Origin of the sequence: Nocardioides furvisabuli (assembly GCF_021083185.1) — a bacterium.
Lineage (GTDB): Bacteria > Actinomycetota > Actinomycetes > Propionibacteriales > Nocardioidaceae > Nocardioides > Nocardioides furvisabuli.
On sequence record NZ_JAIGQB010000001.1, the window covers coordinates 269,121 to 291,544 of the forward strand.

A 22,424-nucleotide genomic window follows, 5' to 3' on the forward strand; every position below is an offset into this window, starting at 1 on the left:
AGGGGCAGCGACCCCGGGGATAGGGTGGTCCCACAAGACAGGGGAGCACGCGCAGGCGTGCTGAGAGTGCGGACCAGCCGCAGACCCTACGAACCTGATCCGGTTAGCACCGGCGATAGGGAGTCACCATGCACCGACCGACCGTCCGCGCTGCCCTCACGACGGGCCTCACCCCGTTCCTGGCCGCGCTGCTCCTGAGCAGCTGCAGCCTCGCCGGCGGCGAGGCCACCGACCCGTCGACCTCCGCGTCCGAGGGGCAGACCGGCCCGACCGGCGAGGCCGGCGGCACCGTCGTCCTCGCCACGCACGAGTCCTTCAATCTCCCGAAGAAGCTCGTGCGCGCCTTCGAGGACGAGACCGGCTACACCCTCGAGGTCCGCGCGGCGGGCGACGCCGGCACGCTCGCGACCAAGCTCAGCCTCACCGCCGACAACCCGATCGCCGACGCCGCCTTCGGCATCGACAACACCTTCGCGTCCCGCCCGCTCGGCGAGGGCGCCTTCGCCGAGATCACCACGTCGGTGACGCCGCCGGAGGACTACGCGCTCGCCGACGGCAGCGACCGCCTCGTCGCGATCGACTCCGCGAGCGTGTGCGTCAACGTCGACACCGCCTGGTTCGACGAGGAGGGCCTGGAGCCCCCGCAGACGCTCGCCGACCTGACCGACCCGGCGTACGCCGACCTGCTCGTCACGCCCGGCGCCTCGACCAGCAGCCCGGGCATGGCCTTCTTCCTCGCCACCGTCGCCGAGCACGGCGACGGCTGGCAGGACTACTGGACCGACCTGCTCGCCAACGGCGCCAAGGTCGTCGACGGCTGGGAGGACGCCTACTACGGCGACTTCACCGCCGGCTCGAAGAACGGCACCCGCCCGATCGTGGTGTCCTACGACTCGTCCCCGGCCTTCACCGTCGCCGACGGGGAGACCACCACGTCCGCGCTGCTCGACACCTGCTTCCGCCAGGTGGAGTACGCCGGCGTGCTGGCCGGCGCCGACAACCCCGAGGGCGCTGCCGCGCTGATCGACTGGATGCTGACCGACGAGGTGCAGGGCGCGCTCCCGGAGTCGATGTACGTCTTCCCGGTGATGCCCGACGCGACCGTCCCCGCGGACTGGGCGCAGTTCGCACCGCAGCCGACCGACCCCTACGAGGTGTCGCCGGAGGAGATCGCGGCCAACCGGGAGCAGTGGCTGACCGAGTGGACGGACGTCATCTCGCGTTGAGGCGCATCGTCGGGCTGCTCGCGCTGGCCGCCGGGCCGGTGCTGGTGCTCGGCGTGCTCTTCGTGCTGCCGGTGAGCGGCATGCTCGCGGAGGGCTTCGTCGTCGACGGCCGGCTCGCTCCGGGCGCGGTGCTCGAGGTCCTCGCCCGCCCCAGGGTGCACCGGGTCGCGTGGTTCACCGTGTGGACCTCAGGCACGGCGACGCTGCTGGCGGTCGTCCTGGGCCTGCCGGCGGCGTACGCCCTGCACCGGCTGGCGCTGCCCGGCCGGACCGCGGTGCGTGCGGCGCTGCTGGTGCCGTTCGTGCTCCCGACGGTGGTGGTGGGTGTCGCGTTCCGCCAGCTGCTGGGGGAGGGTGGCCCCCTCGGCTTCCTCGGCCTGGACGGCACACCGGTGGCGATCGTGTGCGGCCTGGTCTTCTTCAACGTCGCCGTCGTGGTGCGCACCGTCGGCGTCGCGTGGGAGTCGCTCGACCCCCGCCCGGCGCAGGCGGCAGCCGCCCTCGGCGCCTCCCCCCGGCAGGTGCTGCGCACCGTGACCCTGCCGGCCCTGCGTCCGGCGATCGTCGGCGCCGCGAGCATCGTCTTCCTCTTCTGCGCGACCGCCTTCGGCATCGTGCTCACCCTCGGCGGGGTCCGCCACGCGACGGTGGAGACCGAGATCTACCTGCTGACCACCACGGTCTTCGACCTGCGTGCGGCCGCCGCGCTGTCGGTGCTGCAGATCGTGGTGGTGGTGGGCCTGCTCGCGCTGGCGGCGCGGCTGCGCGCGACCCCCGACCCGACGGCCCAGCGTGCCGTGACCCCGGTGCGGGCCGTACGAAGCGGGGACGCGCCCGTCGTCGTCGCCACGCTGCTGGTGCTCGGCGCGATGCTGCTGCCGATCCTCACGCTCGTGGCCGGCTCCCTCAGCGTCGACGACGGCTGGGGGCTGGACAACTACCGCGCCCTCACGACGGCGGGGGACAACCAGGCCCTGCTGGTGCCGGTGACGACGGCGCTCGCGACCAGCCTGCGCACGGCCGTCGACGCGACGTGGATGGCACTGCTGGTCGGCGTGCTGGTCTCCGTCATCGTGACCCGGCGCTCGCACTCGGTCGTCGAGCGCCGGGTGCGCTCGAGCCTCGACGGCTTCTTCATGCTGCCGCTCGGGGTGAGCGCGGTGACGCTCGGCTTCGGCTTCCTCATCACCCTCGACCAGCCGCCGCTCGACCTGCGCGACTCGCCGCTCCTGGTGCCGATGGCCCAGGCGCTCGTGGCGCTGCCCCTCGTCGTGCGCACCCTGACCCCGGTCCTCGGTGGCATCGACGACCGCCAGCGCCAGGCCGCAGCCTCCCTCGGCGCGTCGGCGTGGCGCACCCTGCTGACCGTCGACCTGCCGGTGGCGTGGAAGCCGATGCTGGCTGCGAGCGGCTTCGCCTTCGCCGCCTCGCTGGGCGAGTTCGGTGCGACGTCCTTCCTCGCCCGCGACGAGAACCCGACGCTGCCCGTCGTGATCTTCCGGCTGATCGGCCACCCCGGGGAGATGAACTACGGCATGGCGCTCGCCGCCTCCGTCGTGCTCGCCGTCGCCACGGCCGTGGTGATGCTGGCCGTCGAGCGGCTCCGGGTGCCGGGTGTGGGAGCGTTCTGATGGTGTTGAGGCTCCAGGACGTGACCGTCCGCTACGGCGAGGCCGTCGCGGTCGACGACGTCACGCTCGATCTCGCTCCGGGGCAGGTGCTGGCCGTGCTGGGGCCGTCCGGCTGCGGGAAGTCGACCCTGCTGCGGACGGTGGCCGGCCTCGAGCCGTTGTCGGCCGGCTCGATCTCCTTCGACGGCACCGACCTGGCCGGCACGCCGACCCACAAGCGCGGATTCGCGCTGATGTTCCAGGACGGCCAGCTCTTCGCCCACCTGAGCGTCGCGCGCAACGTCGCCTACGCGCTGCGGCTGCGGCGTACGCCGTCCGCACAGGTCGCGGCGCGGGTGGAGGAGCTGCTCGCGCTCGTCGGCCTGTCCGGCTTCGGCGACCGGCTGCCGGGCACCCTCTCGGGTGGCGAACGCCAGCGGGTGGCGCTGGCGCGGGCGCTGGCGGTCGAGCCCCGCCTGATCCTGCTCGACGAGCCGTTGTCGGCTCTCGACGCGACGTTGCGCGAGCGGCTCGCCGGCGACCTCCGCGAGATCCTGCACGCCGCCGGCACCACCGCCCTGCTCGTGACGCACGACCACGAGGAGGCCTTCGCGCTGGCTGACCGGCTCGCGGTGATGCGTGAGGGCCGGGTGGTGCAGTCCGGCGGCATCGACGAGGTCTGGCGCGAGCCGCTGGACGAGGACACCGCGCTGTTCCTCGGCTACGCGCGGGTGCTCCGCGACCACGCTGCCCGGCTGGTGCTGCAGGCGGCCGGGCTCCCGCCGGCGCCCGCGGTCGCCGTACGCCGCTCCGCGCTGGTCGTCGACGACTCCGGACCGGTGCGCGCAAGCGTCGACTCCGCGCGCGTCACCCCGGAGCAGGTGCGCCTGGTGGTGCAGGTCGAGGGCGTCGGCGCCGTCGACGCCGTCGCGGCGCTGGGCAGCCGCGTCGCGCCCGGCGACGAGGTCCCGGTGCGCGTCGATGTGACACGTCTCGCGGTCCTGCCGATCACGACCGCCCCTTGACCCGTCCCTACACTGACGTCCGTGTACAGACCGGCCTATGCCCTGCTCGTGGGAGTCGCAGCCCTCATGGGCGCGCTCGCGCTGACGGCCTCGATCGCACTCGACCGGCCGCTGGTGGACCCGGAGGGCTTCCTCGGGCCGTCGTGGCTGCGGCTGCCGCTGCTCGTCTTCGGCGCCTTCCTGCTCGACCTGCTGCCTCGGACGCTGTGGTTCTCGCGGATGAAGCCGGCGCTGATGCCCGACATCGTGCGCGAGCGGATCCGGACCCACTGGGACCGCGAGCGGATCGTGCTGGTCGTGCTCGGCCTGGTGTCCTTCTACATCACCTACGTCTGCTACCGGAACCTCAAGTCCTTCCTGCCCTTCATCATGGGCGAGGACAAGTACGACCGCGAGCTGCACCTCATCGACCGCGCGCTGATGTTCGGCAACGAGCCGGCCACGATCCTGCACACCATCTTCGGCACCGGGATCTCCGCGCACTTCCTCTCCACGATCTACCTGTGGTTCCTGCCGCTCGTGCCGCTGGCGCTCGCCGCCTGGCTGGTGTGGTCGCGCAACATCACCTTCGGCTACTGGTTCGCCACCTCGCAGTGCCTGGCCTGGACGCTCGGCACCGCGTCCTACTACGCGCTCCCGACGCTGGGCCCCGGCTTCCAGTACTCCTACCTCTACACCGACCTCGCGCCCACGGGGTCGACGGCGCTGATGGAGGCGTTGTCCTACGGACGTGACGGTGTGCTGCGCCGCGGTCTCGAGGGATCGGTGCAGTCCGTCGCGGGCTTCGCGTCCCTGCACGTCGCGATCACCCTGCTCGTCGCGCTGATGGTGCAGTACACGCTGCGCAACCGGATCCTCCACATCGTCTTCTGGGCCAACTTCGCGATCACCGTCGTGGCCACCCTCTACTTCGGCTGGCACTACATCGCCGACGACCTCGCCGGCGTCGTCATCGCGCTCTTCTCGTTCTGGCTCGGCGGGCTCGCCAGCGGGCAGAAGTTCGACCGGCACGGGTTGGCGTCCCACCCGACCTCCACGACCCGCCAGGTCCCCGTCGACGCCGACTGAGCGGCGTCGCGATCCCCGGGTCCCGTCGCGATCCCCGGGTGCCGTCGCGATCCCCGGGTACCCGGGGAAACCCGAGGTTCACCCCCGAAGTTTCGGGGTGGAGGCTCCAGTTCGGGGGGACAACCTCCTCCAGCCACAGGTTGGCGGCAGCCTGCTCGAATGACAGCTGTGTAGTTCGAGATGACAAGACTGTCGTTCGTCAAGGCGACACGCCGCAACAAAGTGAAGAAGTGGGGAAAACTGTTCCCAGTGTGACGAAAGTTCACTAGCGTGCCTCGAGTTGCCCGTGCGAAGGGGAAGTCGCACGGGCCCCTACCCCCGAGGAGCCACCGTGCCGGACGCACCGCTCGCCCACGCGCGACGTCGTACGACGTCGCGCTGGGCCAGCGCCTGTGTGCTGGTCGCCGGGCTCGCCGTCGGCGGAGGCCACGGTGTGGCGTTCGCCGACGACCACGACGGCCGCGAGGTGCCGAGCGAGGCGGACGTCGCCCGCGCCGAGCAGGCGGCGGCCGACAAGGGGCGTGACGTCGCGGCCGTGCAGGCCGACCTGATCCGCGCCGATCTCGCCCTCGAGTCCGCCGGCGACGCAGCGGCGCGGGCCTCCGAGGAGTTCAACGGTGCCCGCTGGCGCGCCGAGCAGGCACGTGAGGACGCCCGCCAGGCCGAGGCCGCCGCCACCTCGGCGCGCGCCGACGTCGAGGCGCAGCGGCAGCTGTACGCCGACACGGTGGTGCGGTCCTACGAGGAGGCCTCGCAGGTGCAGGGCCTCTCCGCTGTGGTGGAGGCCGACGGCATCGAGTCGCTCATCGACCGCACCGTGACCATCGCCCACACCTCCGACGCCCTCGACAGCCAGTACGACGCCTTCGTCGCCGCCTCCGCCGTCGCGGAGGTCACCGCCACGACAGCCACCCAGGCTGCCGAGCGGGCAGCGACAGCCGAGCGCGAGGCCGCGGCGGCCCGCGACGCGGCCGAGGCTGCGCAGGCCCAGGCAGGGGCCCAGGCGGAGGCGATCGGCTCCGCCAAGGCCGGCCTCATCGCCGAGCTCGCCGAGCTGCAGGGGATCAGCGTGCGCCTGGCCGAGAAGCGCCAGAGTGCGCTCGAGGAGGCTGCGGCCGCAGCTGCCGCGGCGGCCGCGCAGGCCCAGGCGGAGGTGGACGCCCAGGCGGAGGCGGAGTCCCAGGAGCAGGAGGAGGGCGAGCAGGAGGCGAAGCCGACGCCCACCCCGACGGCCACGCCCACCCCGATGGCCACGCCCACCCCGATGGCCATGCCCACCCCGACGCCCACGCCCACCCCGACGCCGACGTCCACCCCGACGGCCACGCCCACCCCGACGCCCACCCCGGCGCCCACGCCCACTCCCACTCCGACACCGCCCACGCCGACGCCCCCCACCCCGAGCACCGGCGCTGACGCCGCGATCGCCTTCGCCCGGGCCCAGGTCGGCGAGCCCTACCGCTACGGCGCCGCCGGCCCGGATGCCTGGGACTGCTCGGGGCTCACCTCGGCTGCGTGGGCCACCGGCGGCGTCTCGCTGCCGCACTACTCCGTCGCGCAGTACACCCAGTCGACGCGCATCACCGCCGCCCAGCTCGCGCCCGGCGACCTCGTGTTCTGGGGCTCCTCGAGCAACCCGAGCTCGATCTACCACGTCGCCCTCTACGTCGGCGACGGGCAGATCATCCACGCGCCCCGTACCGGGCGCGACGTCAGCCAGGAGTCGATGTACTACTGGCGGGCGCCCACCTTCTTCGCGCGCCCCTGATCGTGGGGAGGGGCGCGCGGCCTACGTGACCTTGCGAGCGAACCTGGCGGCCAGCTCGCCGGGGTCGAGGTCGCCGTCGAGGACGCGGCGCGTCGGCCACGGCGAGGTGTCGATGCCGGAGAGCTCCTCGAAGAGCGCGAGATCCTTGGCGTAGACCTCGGCCAACCGGGCCAGGTCGTCGGCGGTCGGCGCGGTGCCGGGCACCTGCCCGGCGCCGGCGTGCCAGTTCTTCAGCGGCGGCACCCGCTCGAAGCGCGGCAGGTCGAGGAAGTCGGTCGTGCGGTGCACCGTCGCCTCGAAGTCGCCGAGCATCGAGCGCATCTCCAGCAGCAGCCACTGCTGGCGCCCGAACAGCTCGAAGCCCCGCTGGAGCTGCTCGCCGTAGAAACCGCGCGCCAGGCCGGTCATGTGCCGCCACCGCATCGTGCGTACGTCGTCGGGCACCGCGTCGGGCAGGGAGGTGTGCGGCCACTCGGTGAGGAAGTCCGGCCAGTCGGGCCACGCGAGGTTGCGCGAGCGCAGCATCACCCAGTGCGAGAACAGCCGCTCCAGCGGGTCGCGGAACACGGCGACCAGTGGCATGTCGGGGTTGTAGGCACGCATCCGCTCCAGTGCGTGCGGCCAGTAGAGGTAGGTGGGGCTGGCGTCGCCGAGCAGGCGGTGCACCCGCGCGCGACGCGGGGCGGTGTAGTCGGTGGCGTAGTCCGGCGACGACCAGTCCACGGTCTCGTCGTCGAAGTAGTGCCGCTCCTTGTCGGGTGCCTGGCACACGAGCGGGTGCTGGTTGAGCGTCACCGCGAGCGTCGACGTACCGCCCTTCTGCACGCCGACGACGGCGAAGTTGTAGGCCATCACGCCCAGCGGGTCGCCCGGGGGGGTGGCATCGGACACGTTCATCGCGGAGAACCTACCGTCCGGACTACTTTGGGCGGTATGGCCACCGAGCAGGTCCCGCCGATCGCCGACGAGATGCCCACACCTGTGCCCGACGCTGCGGCCCCGGACCGGGTCGAGGACGACGCCGTCCACGCCGACGACCGTGGCTACCGCCAGCCGGACGTCGACGTCGACGCACTGCGCGCCCTGCTCGACGGCCGCTACCGCGAGGTCCGCGACCTGGTGCGCACCAACCTCGCTGAGCACGCGCAGGTCCTCCTCGACGAGGAACAGATGAGCACCGCGGACTTCCGCGAGCGCGTCAAGGACGTCGTGGTGATGATGGCCGGGACGGGCCAGACCGGGATGGGCTTCCCGCAGGAGTACGGCGGCGGCGGTGACATCGGCGCCTCTGTCGCCGCCTTCGAGACCCTCGCCTACGGCGACCTGTCGGTGCTGGTGAAGGTCGGCGTGCAGTTCGGTCTCTTCGGCGGCGCGATCCTCCAGCTCGGCACGAAGACCCACCACGACGCCCACCTCGCCGACCTCGTCACCGGACGCACCATGGGCTGCTTCGCGATGACCGAGACCGGTCACGGCTCCAACGTGCAGGCGCTCGGCACGGTCGCGACGTACGACGTCGGGGCGGAGGAGTTCGTCATCACGACCCCTGACGACGCGAGCCGCAAGGACTACATCGGCAACGCGGCCGCCCACGCCGAGCTCGCCGTCGTCTTCGCGCAGCTCGAGGTGGCGGGCGAGCGCCACGGCGTGCACGCCTTCGTCGTCCCGATCCGCGACGGTGGACGGGTGCTGGAAGGCGTACGCATCGAGGACTGCGGGCCGAAGATGGGACTCAACGGCGTCGACAACGGCCGGCTCTGGTTCGACGGCGTCCGCGTGCCGCGCACCGCGCTGCTCAACCAGTTCGCCGAGGTGACCCCCGAGGGCCGCTACCTCTCGCCGATCGACAACCCCAACAAGCGCTTCTTCACCATGCTCGGGACCCTCGTGCAGGGCCGGGTGTGCGTCGGCGGCGCGGGCATCAACGCCGCCAAGGTGGCGCTCACCATCGCCACCCGCTCCGCCGTGCGGCGCCGGCAGTTCGAGGCGGTCTCGCCCGACGAGGAGCAGGTGCTCCTCGACTACGGCATGCACCAGCGCCGGCTGCTGCCACTCATCGCACGGACGTACGCCCTCCACTTCGCGCAGGAGGTCGTCGCCGCACAGCTGCACGAGGTCTTCTCCGGCCCCGGCGCAGGTGAGGAGGGCAGCGACGAGCACGCGCGCCGGATGCTGGAGTCGCGCGCGGCTGGCACCAAGGCGTTGGGCACCTGGCACGCGACCCGCACGATCCAGGAGTGCCGTGAGGCGTGCGGCGGCGCGGGCTACCTCAGCGAGAACCGCTTCGCCGCGCTCAAGGCCGACACCGACGTCTTCACCACCTTCGAGGGCGACAACCACGTGCTGCTCCAGCTCGTCGCCAAGGGCCTGCTCACCGACTACGCCGGCGAGTTCGAGGACATGGACCAGCTCGGCATGGCCCGCTTCGTGGCCGGGCTGGCCGTGGAGACCGTCGTCGAGCGCACCGCGGTCCACAAGCTGGTGCAGTCGGTGCGCGACCTGCTGCCCGGCGGCGACACGTGGGACCAGGAAGCCGGACTGCTCGACCCCAACTACCAGCTGGCCATGCTGCGCTTCCGCGAGGAGCACATGATCGGCGGCGTCGCCCGGCGCCTCAAGCGCGGCGTCGACCAAGGGATGGACCCCGGCGCGGTGTTCTCGCGCGTGCAGGACCACGTCATCGCCGCGGCGCGCGCCCACACCGAGCGCCTCGTGCTCGAGGCCTTCATCGCCAGGACGGCGTCGTTGCCCGACGGTGACCTCAAGGTCGCGCTCAACCTGCTGTGCGACCTGCACGCGCTGACCACGATCGAGGCCGACCGGGCCTGGTTCATGGAGCACGGACGGTTGTCCAGCACCCGTTCCAAGGCCATCAGCCGGGAGGTCAGCGCGCTGTGCCGCAAGGTCCGCCCGCTCGCCGTCGACCTGGTCGACGCGTTCGGCGTCCCCGAGGAGATGCTCCGCAGCCCGGAGCTGCTCGCCTGGGGCGAGTGAGGTGAGGATCCCGGGTCTCGGCGGCTGGAGCGAGGACCCGCTGTGGTCCTACGCCTACCCCCGGCTCGTCGACTCCGGTCCGCTCGGTCGCGCCGCCTGGCGCGCCGGGATGGGCAGCGACCTCACGCTCCTCCACGAGGCCGCCGCCGAGATCGGCACGCTGCCCGCGGGCTCCCGCGTCCTCGACGTGCCGACCGGGTCCGGTGTCGCGCTGCGCGGCGTGCGCCCCGGCCAGGGGGTCGAGGTCGTCGCCGCCGACATCTCCACCACCATGCTCGCCCGGGCGAGCGCCGCCGCGAGGCGGCTCGGCGTGGCCGACCAGGTCAGCCCTGCGGTGGCCGACGTCGGCGACCTGCCCTTCGACGACGCCACCTTCGACCTCGTCGTGTCCTTCACCGGCCTCCACTGCTTCCCCGACCCGCGACGCGCGATCGGGGAGTTGGTGCGTGTGCTGGCGACCGGAGCGGCACTGACGGGCAGCTCGCTCTTCGCCGACACAGGTCCCCGCTGGGTGCCACTGCGCATCGCGGGCACCCGGGCCGGCGTCCTGGGGCCGATGTGCACCTCGGTCGAGGCGCGCCGCTGGCTGCGCGAGGCCGGTTGCGAGGAGGTCGAGCTCGCGCTCCACGGTGCGCTGGGCTACTTCCGCGCCGTCCGCGCGGCATGATCGGGCCATGACGTTCGGAGGACTGCCCACCCGGTGGGAGCCCGCCGGCACGAGCCGCGGACTGGCCCTCGTCGCGCCCGGACGTGCCTACGCGCCGTCCGCGCCGCTGCTCGACTTCGGCCGGATCGCGCTGCTGCAGCACGGGTTCACCGTCCGGCAGCTGTGGTGGGACTCCACCACCCGGGGCGAGGAGGAGCCGGAGCCCTGGGTGCGCCGCCACGTCGAGGCAGCGCTCGCGGGCGAGGACGCCGACCACGTCTTGGTGGTCGGCAAGTCGCTCGGCACCCGCGCCGCGTCGTACGCCGCCGAGCGCGGGCTCGACGCCATCTGGTTCACCCCGCTGCTCGTCGACCCGGCCGTGGCCGAGGCCGTCGCTGCCAACCCCGGCCGGCAGCTGCTCGTCGGTGGGTTGGGCGACGAGTTCTGGGACGCGGCGATCGCGCGCGAGCTCGGCGACAACGGCTGTGCGGTGCTGGAGGTCCCCGACGCCGACCACGCGATGGCCACGACCGACGCCGTGCGCACAGCCGAGGTCCACCTCGAGGTGGCGCGGGCCGTCCACGCCTTCCTGTCACAGCTCTGAGCCGGCCGATGTCTCCATGTCGTCCACGTCCGGTCCACCCCAGGAGATGACATGCCCAGCCAGTTCCGGATCCCCCGGCCCGCCTCGACGGCGCCTACGGAGCGCTCATGACGCGTGTGGCGCGGCGGGATGTGGGGCGAGGTGCCCGACAACGCCCGCGTCCCGTGGCACCACAGGCCGGTGATGCGCGCCGTCTTCGGCTTCGAGCAGAAGGTCGCGCGCTGGTCGGCGCTCGACCCCCACCTCAAGGCGTACGCCGAGATGGCGAGCGCGGGGGTGATCGGCTCTCAACCCGATCCGCGGTCGCGACGAGGTGCTCCGCTTCCTCGCCGGTGTCACGCCCGCCGCGCTCGAGCTCGAGCCGGTGTGGCTCAACGGGTCCCCGGCGTTACAAGGCGCCGGAGCTGTGCTCAGGCGTCCTCGCCGAGGTCCTCGTCGGCGATGTTGTCGAGGTCGTTGCCGTGGCCCTCGGTCTTGAAGCGCTCGAAGGAGGCGTGGACCTCCTCCTCGGCCTCGACGCGGCCGACCCAGTCAGCGCCCTCGACGGACTTGCCGGGCTCGAGGTCCTTGTAGACCTCGAAGAAGTGCTGGATCTCGAGGCGGTCGTACTTGGAGACGTGGTTGATGTCGCGCAGGTGCTCCAGACGCGGGTCGTGCGCGGGCACGCACAGGACCTTGTCGTCGCCGCCGGCCTCGTCGGTCATGCGGAACATGCCGATCGCGCGGCACTCGATGAGGCAGCCCGGGAAGGTCGGCGACTGCAGGATCACCAGCGCGTCGAGCGGGTCGCCGTCCTGGCCGAGGGTGTTCTCGATGAAGCCGTAGTCGGCCGGGTAGGCGGTCGAGGTGAAGAGCATGCGGTCCAGGCGGATGCGCCCGGTCTCGTGGTCGACCTCGTACTTGTTGCGCTCACCCTTGGGGATCTCCACCAGCACGTCGAACGTCAGCACGTCTTCCTCCACACTCTCCGGCACGCCTTCGGGCCCAGTTCATGGTCGGGCCCGGGTCGAGCCCCCGTCGCGTCCGGCACTCACCCGACGCGTTGTCTGGGGGCAGTGTCGCGCACAATGGGCCTGATGCGCGAAGCGAGAGGGTCGAAACGTCGAGGACGTGACGTACGCCACTCCGGCGGGTTCGTCCGCAACTGGCTGCCGCCGCTGCTCGTCGTCGCGCTGCTCGCCAGCGGCCTGGCCGCCTACCGCTTCGAGTGGGGCCAGCGCTACCTGCCGTGGCTGGCCGCCGACCCGGCGACCGAGCCCGAGCAGGTGCTGCTCCCGGCGGGGCTCGAGCTCCCCGAGTGGTCCCCGCCGACCGCCCCCACCGCGGTCGACGGCACAGCAGCAGTCGTGCCGGACCGCGTCGCCGCCGCGCTGGGCGCCGACCTGGCCGACCCCGACCTCGGCCGGCACGTGGTCGGCGCGGTGTCCTCGCTCGACCCCGGGGCCGAGGCCTGGACCTCGGGGGACGGACGGTTCCTGCCCGCCTCGACCACCAAGCTGCTCACCGTCGGCGCAGCGCTGGAGACCCTCGGCCCCGACCACACCTTCACCACCCGCGTCGTGCGCGGCGACGCGCCCCGCGAGGTGGTGCTGGTCGGTGGGGGAGACCCGCTGCTGGCGAGCGAGCCCTTGACCGTCGCGGAGGCCGCGACGGCGTATCCCGCCCGTGCCGACGTCGCCACCTTGGCCCTCGAGGCCGCGGACGCGCTCGGCGGGGGCGGGCGGGTGCGGGTGCGCTACGACGACACCCTCTTCACCGGCCCCACCGACAACCCCGCGTGGCGCCGCGACTACGTCCCCGACGACATCGTCAGCCCGATCACCGCTCTCATGGTCGACGGCGGCGTGGCGCCCGACGGGCTCTCGCGCTCCGACGACCCCTCCCTGGCCGCCGCCGACGCGTTCGCCGACGCCCTCGGCGCCGCCGGCCTCCGGGTGGTCGGCGAGCCCCGCCGCGACGTCGTACGCCCCGGGGCGGAGCAGCTGGCCGTCGTCGAGGGCGCGCCGCTGGCCCAGGTCGCCGAGCGGGTCCTCGACGTCAGCGACAACGAGGGCGCCGAGGTCCTGGCGCACCACGTCGGCATCGCCACGTCCGGCACGGGCTCGTTCGAGGCGGGAGCCGCCGGGGTGCTGGCGACGCTCGCCGGGCTCGGCATCGACGTGTCCGGCGACGAGGTGTACGACGGCTCGGGCCTCTCGCGCCGCAACCGGATCTCCACCTCGACGGTCCTCGGCCTGCTCCAGCGGGCCGCCGGCGACGAGGGGGAGCCGCTGCGCACCCTCGTCACGGGCCTGCCGGTCGCTGGGTTCACCGGCTCGCTGACCTACCGCTTCGACGAGGGCCCCGCCCTCGCCCGCGGCCTGGTGCGGGCCAAGACCGGCACCCTCACCGGTGTCCATGCACTCGCCGGGATCGCGGTCGACCGCGACGGCGTGCCGCTCGCCTTCGTCCTCGCCGCCGACAAGGTGGCGCCGGAGGACCGGTACGACGCACAGGACGCGCTCGACCGGGCGGCGGGCTCGCTCGCGACCTGCCGCTGCTCGCGCACCCCCGGCTAGGGTCGAGGAATGAACCTCGTCGACTGGGACTTCGCCGTGACCGTGGGGTCGAGGGTGGCGGGCCCCGGGCCCGAGGTCAGCGCCGAGGAGGCTGCTGCCGCCGTGCTGGAGCTGCGCGAGGGCGCGGCGCGCTCCACGCCGCTGGTGCGCGAGTTCACCGGCCTCCACGCCGCCGCTGCCACCGCCCCGGTGCTCGTGGTCGACCGCGCCGGCTGGCTGCGGGCCAACGCCGACGGGTTCGCCACGATCCTCGCGCCCATCGTCGACAAGCTGACCGAGAAGAAGGGCCCGCCGTCGGCGATCGCCGAGGCCATCGGATCCCGCGTGACCGGCGCCGAGGTGGGGCTGATGCTCGGCTTCCTCGGCTCGAAGGTGCTGGGCCAGTTCGACCCGTTCTTCGCTCCGCACGGCCGCCTGCTGCTGGTGGCGCCCAACATCGTCCACATCGAGCGCGAGCTGTCCGCCGACCCCACCGACTTCCGGCTGTGGGTGTGCCTGCACGAGGAGACCCACCGCGTGCAGTTCACCGCGAACCCGTGGCTGGGCGACCACCTGCTCGCCCAGATGCACGCGGTGGCCGACACCATCGAGCCGAGCGCCCTGCTCGAGGGCCTGCGCCGTGGCGCGGAGTCGATCCGCAGCGGCAACGGCAGCGTGCTCGACCTCGTCTCCTCGCCGGAGCAGAAGGAGATCCTCGACCGGGTCACCGGGGTGATGTCGCTCCTCGAGGGCCACGCCGACGTGGTGATGGACGGCGTCGGTCCGTCGGTGATCCCGTCCGTCGCCGAGATCCGCACGAAGTTCAACCAGCGCCGCAAGGGCGCCGGCAGCCTCGACAAGCTGTTGCGCCGGCTCCTGGGCCTCGACGCAAAGATGGCGCAGTACCGCGACGGTGCGGTCTTCGTGCGCCACGTCGTCGACAAGGTCGGCATGGAGCAGTTCAACGCTGTGTGGACCGGTCCGGAGACGCTGCCGTCCAAGGCCGAGATCACCGACCCCGACGCGTGGGTCGCCCGCGTGCTGTGACGCTCCACCCGTCGATCGCGGCGGTCCGGCTCCCGGTCCGACGCGCCCTGTCGGTCCTCGCTCCCGGTGACGTCGTGGTCGTGGCGTGCAGCGGTGGCGCGGACTCGCTCGCGCTCGCATCGGCCGCGGTCTTCGAGGGCCACAAGCGGGCGCTGCGCGTCGTCGGCGCCACGGTCGACCACGGCCTCCAGCCCGGCTCGGATGCCCAGGCCGAGCGCGTGGTCGCCCAGCTCGCGGCGATGGGCGTCGACGAGACGCTGACCGCACGCGTGCGGGTCGACACCGGGGGCGGGACAGGACCGGAGGCCGCCGCCCGGGAGGCGAGGTACGCCGTCCTCGAGCAGGTCGCCGAGCACTTCGGCGCGCGGGCGGTGCTGCTCGGGCACACCCTGGACGACCAGGCCGAGACGGTGCTGCTCGGCCTGGCCCGCGGCTCGGGCGGACGCTCGCTGCAGGGCATGCGGCCCGGCTTCGGGGTCTTCGTGCGTCCGCTGCTCGGCGTACGCCGTGACGACACCGTCACCGCCTGCCAGGTCGAGGGCCTCGACGTCTGGGACGACCCGCACAACCACGACCCGGGCTACACCCGGGTCCGGGTGCGCGAGCGGGTGCTGCCGGTCCTCGAGTCCGAGCTCGGCCCGGGGGTCGCGTCGGCGCTGGCGCGCACGGCCGACCGGCTGCGGGAGGACACGGCCCTCCTCGACGACCTCGCGAGCGCTGCGCTGGAGCGGGTGCGCCGCGACGTCGGCCTCGACGTGGACGTCCTCGCCGCCGAACCGCCGGCGATCCGCCACCGGGTCGTCCACCGTGCCGCCCTCGACGCGGGCGCCCCGGCCTCGGAGCTCAATCGCGACCACGTCCTGTCCGTCGACGCGCTCCTCACCGGCTGGCGCGGGCAGAAGTGGATCGACCTCCCGGGCCCGCTGCGTGCGCTGCGACGTGACGGGATCCTGGCCTTCGAGCGTCCCTGAGTCCGGCGACGCTGGATTTCCACTCGCTCGAGTGGAAGTCCTTCGCCGGTCGAGCGTGGACAGCCCCTCGACCGCCTGGACTTCCGCTCCTGTGAGTGGAAGTCCATTGCCGGGACCGCGGTGGTGCCTGTGGATGACGTACGCCGTCCCTGCTCGTTCGTGGGCACGCTGGATCGATGCACCGCAACCGCCCCTTCGACCGGCGCCAGCCGTTTCCCCGGTTCCGGGCGCTCCAGGCGGGCCTGCCGCGTTCGGTGGTCGACTCCCCGGCCTTCCGGCGCCTCCTGCACGGAGTGATCGTCGACGCGGACGTCCCCGACTCCGCCCTGCTGCGGGTCAAGGCCGCTCTCGCCTGCTTCTTCGACGACGCGCACGCCAGCCATGCGTCGGCAGCCCGCGTCTGGGGCGTGCCGGTGAAGACCCGTCCCGGGGAGCACGTCAGCGTGCCCGAGGACGGTCAACGCCTGCGACGCGCGGGCGTCACCAGCCACCACCGACCCGACGCCGCGGTGGTCGTACGCCGGGGGGTGCGGGTGTCCGTCCTCACCGACCTCTTCGTCGAGCTCGCGGAGGAGCTCGCGCTCGTCGAGCTCGTCGTCGCCGGCGACTGGATGGTGCGTCGCCACGGCGTACGCGTCGCGGACCTCCGACGCGCGGCGCGGGACGCTCCCGGGCGCGCGGGCGCCCTCGCTCGCAGGGCGGCGAGCCACGTCCGCGCCCGCGTCGACTCGCCGATGGAGTCGCGCCTGCGGATGCTGCTCGTGCTCGCCGGCATCCCCGAGCCCCGCGTCAACATGAGCGTGCACGACGTCGACGGCCAACCGGTGCGGCGATTCGACCTGAGCTGGCCGGAGGTGCGCGTGATCGTGGAGTACGACGGTCGCCACCACGTGGAGCGGATCGAGCAGTGGGAGTCCGACCTCGCGCGGCGCGAGGAGATCGACGACGAGGGATGGCGGATCCTCGTGGTCGTCGCGTCGGGCGTCTACGTCGACCCCGGACGGACGGTCGAGCGCGTGCACGGCCTGCTTCGCGCGCGCGGCCTCGAGGGACTGCCCGAGCGGCCGAGCCCGGACTGGCGCCCGCACTTCCCGGGGCGGGAGGCGGCCTGAACTTCCGCGCGTACGGGTGGAAGTGCATCGTCGGTCGAGCGCGGAAGGGTGATCCGGGGCCTGAACTTCCGCGCGCACGAGTGGAAATGCATCGGGTGGGGACCGCGCACCCGGACCAGCGCCCTAGGCTGCGTCCATGGACTCGTCCCACGTGGAGCACGACCTGGTCAACGTCCTCTTCACCGAGGCCCAGATCCAGCAGAGGCTGGGGGAGATGGCCCTCCAGATCACCGACGACTACGCCGGTCGCGACCTGCTCGTGGTCGGTGTGCTGCGTGGCGCGGTGATGGTGATGGCCGACCTCGCGCGAGCGATGCCCGGTCACCTGGAGATGGACTGGATGGCGGTCAGCTCCTACGGCTCCGGCACCAAGTCCAGCGGCGTCGTGCGGATCCTCAAGGACCTCGACACCGACATCAGCGGTCGCGACGTGCTGATCGTCGACGAGATCATCGACACCGGCCTCACGCTGAGCTGGCTGGTCAACAACCTCTCCAGCCGCAACCCGGCCAGCGTCGAGATCGCCACTCTCCTGCGCAAGCCGGAGGCGCTGTCGATGCCGGTGGAGCCGAAGTACGTCGGCTGGGACATCCCCAACGAGTTCGTCGTCGGCTACGGCCTCGACTACCGCGAGCGCTACCGCAACCTGCGTGACATCGGCACCCTCGCACCCCACGTCTACTCCTGAGCGGGTCGCGCGCGGGCGCCCGGCTTCACCCTGCCTGAAACAATGGGCGCCCGAGCGGCCTGTAGCGTCGCCCCACCAACTCCGAACCGGTGAAAGTTGCCTGTGAAGCGCATATTCAAGGGTCCCTGGCTGTGGATCGTCCTGTCCGCCTTCGCGGTGCTGCTGGCGATCCAGTTCCTCGCGCCCAGTGACGGCTACGACGAGGTCGACACCTCGACCCTGGCCTCCTACATCGACGAGGGCTCGGTCGAGGAGATCGAGTTCAACGGCGCCGACTTCGAGATCCAGGCCACGCTCGACGCCGGCACCCGCGACGCCGGCGACAAGGTCGTCGCGCAGTACGTCGACGGCGAGCAGGAGGAGCTCCTCGCGGCCGTGCGGGAGCAGAAGGCCGCGGGCACGATCGACTCCTACAACTCGACCGTCCCCCAGCCGAGCTTCCTCGGCTCGCTGCTGGCGACCCTGCTGCCCTTCGCGCTGATCATCCTGCTCTTCATCTTCTTGATGAACCAGGCCCAGGGCGGTGGCGGGCGCGGCGTGATGCAGTTCGCGAAGTCCAAGGCCAAGCTGATCACCAAGGACATGCCGAAGACGACCTTCAGCGACGTCGCGGGCTGCGAGGAGGCGATCGAGGAGCTCGGCGAGATCAAGGAGTTCCTCACCGACCCGGCGAAGTTCCAGGCGGTCGGCGCCAAGATCCCCAAGGGCGTCCTGCTCTACGGCCCTCCCGGAACCGGCAAGACGCTGCTGGCGCGCGCGGTCGCCGGCGAGGCGGGCACCCCGTTCTACTCGATCTCCGGATCGGACTTCGTCGAGATGTTCGTCGGCGTCGGCGCCTCCCGCGTGCGCGACCTGTTCGAGCAGGCCAAGGAGAACGCGCCGGCCATCGTCTTCATCGACGAGATCGACGCCGTCGGTCGCCACCGCGGCGCCGGCATGGGCGGCGGCCACGACGAGCGCGAGCAGACCCTCAACCAGCTGCTCGTCGAGATGGACGGCTTCGACGTGCGCGGCGGGGTCATCCTCATCGCAGCCACGAACCGCCCCGACGTGCTCGACCCCGCGCTCCTGCGCCCGGGCCGCTTCGACCGCCAGATCCAGGTCGACGCGCCCGACCTCAACGGACGCCACCAGATCCTCAAGGTGCACTCGCGCGGCAAGCCGATCGCGCAGGACATCGACCTGCTCAGCATCGCGCGGCGCACGCCCGGCTTCACCGGCGCAGACCTGGCCAACGTGCTCAACGAGGCCGCGCTGCTCACCGCGCGCACCAACGAGAAGCTGATCACCGACGAGGCGCTCGACGAGGCGATCGACCGCGTCATCGCCGGCCCGCAGCGGCGTACGCGCCTGATGAGCGAGCGCGAGAAGCTCATCACCGCCTACCACGAGGGCGGCCACGCCCTGGTCGCCGCGGCACTGCCCGGCACCGACCCGGTGCACAAGGTCACGATCCTGCCGCGCGGTCGCGCGCTGGGCTACACGATGGTGCTGCCCGACCGCGACAAGTACTCCCAGACCCGCAGCGAGATGCTCGACTCCCTCGCCTACATGCTCGGCGGGATGGCCGCGGAGGCGCTGATCTTCCACGACGTCACCTCCGGTGCCGGCAACGACATCGAGAAGGCCACCAACCTGGCCCGCGCGATGGTGACCCAGTACGGCATGACCGAGCGCCTCGGCGCGGTCAAGCTCGGCGACAGCAACTCCGAGCCCTTCCTGGGCCGCGACATGGGCCACACGCGCAACTACTCCGAGGAGACGGCCGCGGCGGTCGACGGAGAGGTCAAGGCGCTGCTCGGCCACGCCCACCAGGAGGCCTTCGAGATCCTCGAGACCAACCGTGACGTCCTCGACGCGCTGGTGCTCGCCCTGCTCGACAAGGAGACCCTCGACAAGGCCGAGATCGCCGAGATCTTCGAGGCGCTGACCCGCCGGCCCGCCCGTCCCGCATGGACCGGCTCGCCGGAACGGCTGCCGTCGACGATCCCGCCGGTCGACATCCCCCAGGCGATCCGCGACCGGGTCAACGCCGACGCCTCCGCCCAGGAGCACGAGACCCGTGCCGGTGCGATCCTGACCCCGCCGGGCGCCGGTGGCGACGTCCACGGTGGCCCCGGGCTGGGCCCGGACACGCCGACGCCGCCGTCCCCGGAGGCACGATGACCGACCCGGTCACCGTCCCGGAGCGTGCGCCCGAGGACGTCCCGGACTTCGACCACGAGCGCGCGGAAGCCGCCGTGCGCGAGCTGCTCCACGCGATCGGGGAGGACCCCGAACGTGAGGGCCTGCTCGAGACCCCGGCCCGCGTCGCCCGGGCGTACGCCGAGCTGACGCAGGGCCTGCGCCAGACCGCGGAGGACGTGCTCACCACCACCTTCGACCTCGGCCACGAGGAGATGGTGCTCGTGCGCGACATCGAGCTGTGGTCGATGTGCGAGCACCACCTCGTGCCGTTCACCGGCGTGGCGCACGTCGGCTACATCCCTTCCGAGACCGGCAAGATCACCGGTCTGTCGAAGCTCGCGCGCCTCGTCGACGTCTACGCCAAGCGCCCGCAGGTGCAGGAGCGGCTCACCACGCAGGTCGCCGACTCCCTCATGGAGATCCTCGAGGCGCGCGGCGTCATCGTGGTGATCGAGGCCGAGCACCTCTGCATGACGATGCGCGGCGTCAAGAAGGCCGGTGCCCGCACCATCACCTCCGCGGTCCGCGGCGCGTTCCTCACCCACCAGGCGACGCGCGCCGAGGCGATGGCGCTGATCCACTCAGGCACCAGGTGACCGAGGGCGCCGTCCGCCACGCCCCCCGGGTGATGGGGATCGTCAACGTCACCCCCGACTCCTTCTCCGACGGCGGTCGCTACGACACCACCGAGCGGGCCGTGGCCCACGGACGCGCGCTGCTCGCCGACGGTGCCGACCTGCTCGACATCGGGGGCGAGTCCACGCGGCCCGGTGCGACCCGTCCGCTGGTGGCCGAGGAGCTCGACCGGGTCGTCCCGGTGATCCGTGAGCTCGCCGGTGGCGGGGCGGTCGTCTCGGTCGACACGATGCGCGCCGAGGTCGCCGAGGCGGCGCTCGGGGCGGGAGCAGCCATCGTCAACGACGTCTCCGGCGGCCTGGCCGACCCGCGGATCCTCGACGTCGTCGCGGCGGCCGGCGCGACCTACGTCGCGATGCACTGGCGCGCCCACGCCGACCGGATGCGGGACTTCACCGACTACTCCCCGGACGGCGTCGTGGCGTCCGTGCGCCGTGAGCTCACCGAGCGCCTGTCCGCGGCCGAGGCCGCCGGCATCGCGCGCGAGCGGATCGTCCTGGACCCCGGGCTGGGCTTCGCCAAGGAGCCCCACCACAACTGGGAGCTGCTGGAGAACCTCGACCAGCTGGCCGCCCTCGGCTGCCCGCTGCTCGTCGGCGCGAGCCGCAAGTCGTTCCTCGGTGCCCTGCTGGCCACCGACGGCGTCGCCCGCCCGGTCGAGGACCGCGAGCACGCCCACGCCGCGCTGGTCGCCGTGCTGGCCGGTCGCAGCGTCGACGTGCTGCGCGTGCACGACGTACGCGCCACGCGTGACGCGCTGGCCGTGGCGGCCGCGATGGGCGTACGCCACGAGGACGAGCCCCACCTGCCGGCCCACCGGAAGAAGGACGAAGGATGACCGACGAGCCCATCGGGACGGGCGCAGGGCGCCCTCCCCAGGATCAGCTCTCGATCACAGGAATCGAGTGCTTCGCCCACCACGGTGTCTTCGACTTCGAGAAGCGCGAGGGCCAGGTCTTCGTCGTCGACCTCGTCCTCGGCATCGACACCCGGGCGGCGGCCGCCTCCGACGACCTCGAGGACACCGTGAACTACGGCTCCCTCACCATGGACGTGAAGGCCGCAGTGGAGCGCGACCCGGTCGACCTGATAGAAACCGTCGCGCAACGCATCGCCGATGTGTGCCTGTTGGACCCTCGTGTTGAATGGGCGCGAGTCACGCTCCACAAACCTGATGCACCCATCGACGCGACGTACTCGGACGTCGCGCTGACGATCACCAGAACGCGAGGCAACGCTCATGACTGAGACCCCCAACCCCAACATCGTGGACACCGACTCCCTCACCGGAGAGATGCACCCGATCCGGCGGGTGGTGGTGGCTCTCGGATCCAACCTCGGGGAGCGGATGGCCACGCTGCAGGGTGCGGTCGAGGCGCTCGCCGACACCCCTGACTTCTTCGTCACCGGCGTCTCCCCGGTCTACGAGACCGACCCGGTGGACGCTCCCGAGGGCTCCGGCCCCTACCTCAACGCCGTGCTCCTGGCCGACACCACGCTGCCCGCCCGCCGCCTGATGGAGCGCGCGCTGGCGATCGAGGACGCCTTCGAGCGCGAGCGGGGCGAGGTCCGCAACGCGCCCCGCACCCTCGACGTCGACCTCATCGTGGTCGGCGACCGCCGCTCCAACGAGGACTTCCTGCGCCTGCCGCACCCGCGCGCCCACGAGCGCGCCTTCGTGCTTCAGCCGTGGCACGACCTCGAGCCCGACGCCGTGTTCCCCGAGCGGGGGCCGATCGCCGATCTCCTCGACACCACCGACGTCACCGGGGTGCGCAGGCGCGAGGACCTCGCGCTCGAGGTCGGGTGAGGGACCCCGAGCCCGAGGAGGAGCGCCCGGAGCCGCGCGGCACCCTGCACCCCACCTCGGCGGGCGCGCTGACGACCCTCGCGGTCGTCGGCCTCGTCGCGGGGTGGGGACTGCACCCGCTCATGGACCGGCTCGTGGGACGACCGCCCCTGGTCTCGTGGGTGCAGGCCCTGGCTCTGGTGCTGGTGGCCGCGATCATGTCGTTCGTCGCCTGGCAGACCTGGCAGACCGTGCAGGTGCGAGGCGAGCGCCTCGAGCCGCACCGCTCGGTGAACCGGCTCGTCCTGGCCCGGGCCTGCGCGCTGGCGGGCGCGCTCGTGACCGCCGGCTACGTCGGCTACGCCATCAGCTGGTTGGGCGACGAGTCCGCGCTGGCGGACCGCTGGATCGTCCGCTCGGTCGTCGCCGCGCTCGGCGCGGCGGGCGTGATGCTCGCCTCGCTGGTGCTGGAGCGTGCGTGTCGCACCGACGGGGGCCGACCGCGGCCCTAGTCTG

21 protein-coding genes and 1 riboswitch are annotated in these 22,424 nt (G+C 72.5%); of the genes, 19 read left to right on the forward strand and 2 right to left on the reverse strand.

Features of this window, described 5'->3' with window-relative positions; genetic code table 11:
- The first annotated feature begins 29 nt into the window (after positions 1–29).
- Positions 30–139: riboswitch (TPP riboswitch) on the forward strand.
- The 5 genes from K4G59_RS01265 (at position 129) to K4G59_RS20325 (ending at position 6,697) form a co-directional block, all read left to right on the forward strand.
- Complete coding sequence (locus K4G59_RS01265; protein WP_231248675.1) at positions 129–1,226, forward strand: thiamine ABC transporter substrate-binding protein; 1,098 nt, start codon at positions 129–131, stop codon at positions 1,224–1,226. Its footprint overlaps the riboswitch before it by 11 nt.
- Entirely contained in the window at positions 1,223–2,857 is a 1,635-nt protein-coding gene (locus K4G59_RS01270; RefSeq protein ID WP_231248676.1) for an ABC transporter permease, read from the forward strand. Before K4G59_RS01265 ends, K4G59_RS01270 begins: the two co-directional genes overlap by 4 nt.
- A gap of 20 nt (positions 2,858–2,877) precedes the next feature.
- Positions 2,878–3,861, forward strand: a complete 984-nt coding sequence (locus tag K4G59_RS01275; protein WP_231248677.1) for an ABC transporter ATP-binding protein — start codon at positions 2,878–2,880, stop codon at positions 3,859–3,861.
- A 21-nt stretch (positions 3,862–3,882) separates the two neighbouring features.
- Complete coding sequence (locus tag K4G59_RS01280) at positions 3,883–4,929, forward strand: phosphatase PAP2 family protein (RefSeq protein ID WP_231248678.1); 1,047 nt, start codon at positions 3,883–3,885, stop codon at positions 4,927–4,929.
- 331 nt (positions 4,930–5,260) lie between these two features.
- Positions 5,261–6,697 carry a C40 family peptidase gene (locus K4G59_RS20325; protein WP_231248679.1) on the forward strand — a complete coding sequence of 479 codons (1,437 nt, stop codon included), beginning with the start codon at positions 5,261–5,263 and terminating at the stop codon, positions 6,695–6,697.
- Between the two features lie 21 nt (positions 6,698–6,718).
- Here K4G59_RS20325 and K4G59_RS01290 read toward each other — a convergent pair whose 3' ends face one another.
- Positions 6,719–7,594, reverse strand: coding sequence for a sulfotransferase domain-containing protein (locus K4G59_RS01290; protein ID WP_231248680.1), 876 nt, complete (start codon positions 7,592–7,594; stop codon positions 6,719–6,721).
- Positions 7,595–7,630: 36 nt separating this feature from the next.
- Here K4G59_RS01290 and K4G59_RS01295 point away from each other — a divergent pair, with 36 nt between their 5' ends.
- Genes K4G59_RS01295 through K4G59_RS01305 form a run of 3 tightly spaced genes read left to right on the forward strand, consistent with a single transcriptional unit; the run spans position 7,631 to position 10,941 of the window.
- Complete coding sequence (locus tag K4G59_RS01295; RefSeq protein WP_231248681.1) at positions 7,631–9,691, forward strand: acyl-CoA dehydrogenase family protein; 2,061 nt, start codon at positions 7,631–7,633, stop codon at positions 9,689–9,691.
- A gap of 1 nt (position 9,692) precedes the next feature.
- Positions 9,693–10,358, forward strand: coding sequence for a class I SAM-dependent methyltransferase (locus K4G59_RS01300; RefSeq protein WP_231248682.1), 666 nt, complete (start codon positions 9,693–9,695; stop codon positions 10,356–10,358).
- 7 nt (positions 10,359–10,365) lie between these two features.
- Complete coding sequence (locus K4G59_RS01305; RefSeq protein WP_231248683.1) at positions 10,366–10,941, forward strand: hypothetical protein; 576 nt, start codon at positions 10,366–10,368, stop codon at positions 10,939–10,941.
- 410 nt (positions 10,942–11,351) lie between these two features.
- Here the strand turns inward: K4G59_RS01305 and K4G59_RS01310 are convergent, their stop codons facing one another.
- On the reverse strand, positions 11,352–11,888 hold the full coding sequence (locus K4G59_RS01310; protein WP_231249253.1) for an inorganic diphosphatase: 537 nt from the start codon (positions 11,886–11,888) through the stop codon (positions 11,352–11,354).
- Positions 11,889–12,017: 129 nt separating this feature from the next.
- On the opposite strand from K4G59_RS01310, the gene dacB reads away from it, so the two are divergent.
- The 11 genes from dacB to K4G59_RS01365 all read left to right on the forward strand — a co-directional run bounded on the left by dacB (position 12,018) and on the right by K4G59_RS01365 (position 22,420).
- Positions 12,018–13,499 carry a D-alanyl-D-alanine carboxypeptidase/D-alanyl-D-alanine endopeptidase gene (dacB, locus tag K4G59_RS01315; RefSeq protein ID WP_231248684.1) on the forward strand — a complete coding sequence of 494 codons (1,482 nt, stop codon included), beginning with the start codon at positions 12,018–12,020 and terminating at the stop codon, positions 13,497–13,499.
- 9 nt (positions 13,500–13,508) lie between these two features.
- Positions 13,509–14,525, forward strand: coding sequence for an Rv3626c family coenzyme F420 biosynthesis-associated protein (locus K4G59_RS01320; RefSeq protein WP_231248685.1), 1,017 nt, complete (start codon positions 13,509–13,511; stop codon positions 14,523–14,525).
- Positions 14,522–15,496: a tRNA lysidine(34) synthetase TilS gene (gene tilS, locus K4G59_RS01325; RefSeq protein WP_231248686.1), complete on the forward strand. Its 975-nt coding sequence runs from the start codon at positions 14,522–14,524 to the stop codon at positions 15,494–15,496. The genes K4G59_RS01320 and tilS overlap by 4 nt, the downstream gene beginning before the upstream one ends.
- Positions 15,497–15,672: 176 nt before the next feature.
- A complete protein-coding gene (locus tag K4G59_RS01330; RefSeq protein WP_231248687.1) occupies positions 15,673–16,608 on the forward strand; it encodes a DUF559 domain-containing protein in 936 nt (311 codons plus the stop codon).
- Positions 16,609–16,744: 136 nt separating this feature from the next.
- Complete coding sequence (gene hpt, locus K4G59_RS01335; RefSeq protein WP_207083793.1) at positions 16,745–17,296, forward strand: hypoxanthine phosphoribosyltransferase; 552 nt, start codon at positions 16,745–16,747, stop codon at positions 17,294–17,296.
- A 102-nt stretch (positions 17,297–17,398) separates the two neighbouring features.
- Positions 17,399–19,462: an ATP-dependent zinc metalloprotease FtsH gene (gene ftsH / locus K4G59_RS01340; protein WP_372461781.1), complete on the forward strand. Its 2,064-nt coding sequence runs from the start codon at positions 17,399–17,401 to the stop codon at positions 19,460–19,462.
- Positions 19,459–20,079 carry a GTP cyclohydrolase I FolE gene (gene folE / locus K4G59_RS01345; protein ID WP_231248689.1) on the forward strand — a complete coding sequence of 207 codons (621 nt, stop codon included), beginning with the start codon at positions 19,459–19,461 and terminating at the stop codon, positions 20,077–20,079. Before ftsH ends, folE begins: the two co-directional genes overlap by 4 nt.
- A 32-nt stretch (positions 20,080–20,111) precedes the next feature.
- Complete coding sequence (folP, locus tag K4G59_RS01350; RefSeq protein WP_231249254.1) at positions 20,112–20,957, forward strand: dihydropteroate synthase; 846 nt, start codon at positions 20,112–20,114, stop codon at positions 20,955–20,957.
- Entirely contained in the window at positions 20,954–21,367 is a 414-nt protein-coding gene (gene folB, locus K4G59_RS01355) for a dihydroneopterin aldolase (protein ID WP_231248690.1), read from the forward strand. The genes folP and folB overlap by 4 nt, the downstream gene beginning before the upstream one ends.
- Positions 21,360–21,929, forward strand: a complete 570-nt coding sequence (folK, locus tag K4G59_RS01360) for a 2-amino-4-hydroxy-6-hydroxymethyldihydropteridine diphosphokinase (RefSeq protein ID WP_231248691.1) — start codon at positions 21,360–21,362, stop codon at positions 21,927–21,929. Before folB ends, folK begins: the two co-directional genes overlap by 8 nt.
- Entirely contained in the window at positions 21,926–22,420 is a 495-nt protein-coding gene (locus K4G59_RS01365) for a DUF3180 domain-containing protein (RefSeq protein ID WP_231248692.1), read from the forward strand. Before folK ends, K4G59_RS01365 begins: the two co-directional genes overlap by 4 nt.
- The last annotated feature ends 4 nt before the right edge of the window (positions 22,421–22,424 follow it).

Bases quoted from the DNA above. Each gene is read 5' to 3' on its own strand.
- K4G59_RS01265 (WP_231248675.1), top strand. From the start codon at position 129: ATGCACCGACCGACCGTCCGCGCTGCCCTCACGACGGGCCTCACCCCG.
- K4G59_RS01330 (WP_231248687.1), top strand. From the start codon at position 15,673: ATGCACCGCAACCGCCCCTTCGACCGGCGCCAGCCGTTTCCCCGGTTC.
- dacB (WP_231248684.1), top strand. From the start codon at position 12,018: ATGCGCGAAGCGAGAGGGTCGAAACGTCGAGGACGTGACGTACGCCAC.
- K4G59_RS01320 (WP_231248685.1), top strand. From the start codon at position 13,509: ATGAACCTCGTCGACTGGGACTTCGCCGTGACCGTGGGGTCGAGGGTG.
- folP (WP_231249254.1), top strand. From the start codon at position 20,112: ATGGGGATCGTCAACGTCACCCCCGACTCCTTCTCCGACGGCGGTCGC.
- folB (WP_231248690.1), top strand. From the start codon at position 20,954: ATGACCGACGAGCCCATCGGGACGGGCGCAGGGCGCCCTCCCCAGGAT.
- hpt (WP_207083793.1), top strand. From the start codon at position 16,745: ATGGACTCGTCCCACGTGGAGCACGACCTGGTCAACGTCCTCTTCACC.
- folE (WP_231248689.1), top strand. From the start codon at position 19,459: ATGACCGACCCGGTCACCGTCCCGGAGCGTGCGCCCGAGGACGTCCCG.
- folK (WP_231248691.1), top strand. From the start codon at position 21,360: ATGACTGAGACCCCCAACCCCAACATCGTGGACACCGACTCCCTCACC.
- K4G59_RS01295 (WP_231248681.1), top strand. From the start codon at position 7,631: ATGGCCACCGAGCAGGTCCCGCCGATCGCCGACGAGATGCCCACACCT.
- K4G59_RS01290 (WP_231248680.1), bottom strand. From the start codon at position 7,594: ATGAACGTGTCCGATGCCACCCCCCCGGGCGACCCGCTGGGCGTGATG.
- K4G59_RS01305 (WP_231248683.1), top strand. From the start codon at position 10,366: ATGACGTTCGGAGGACTGCCCACCCGGTGGGAGCCCGCCGGCACGAGC.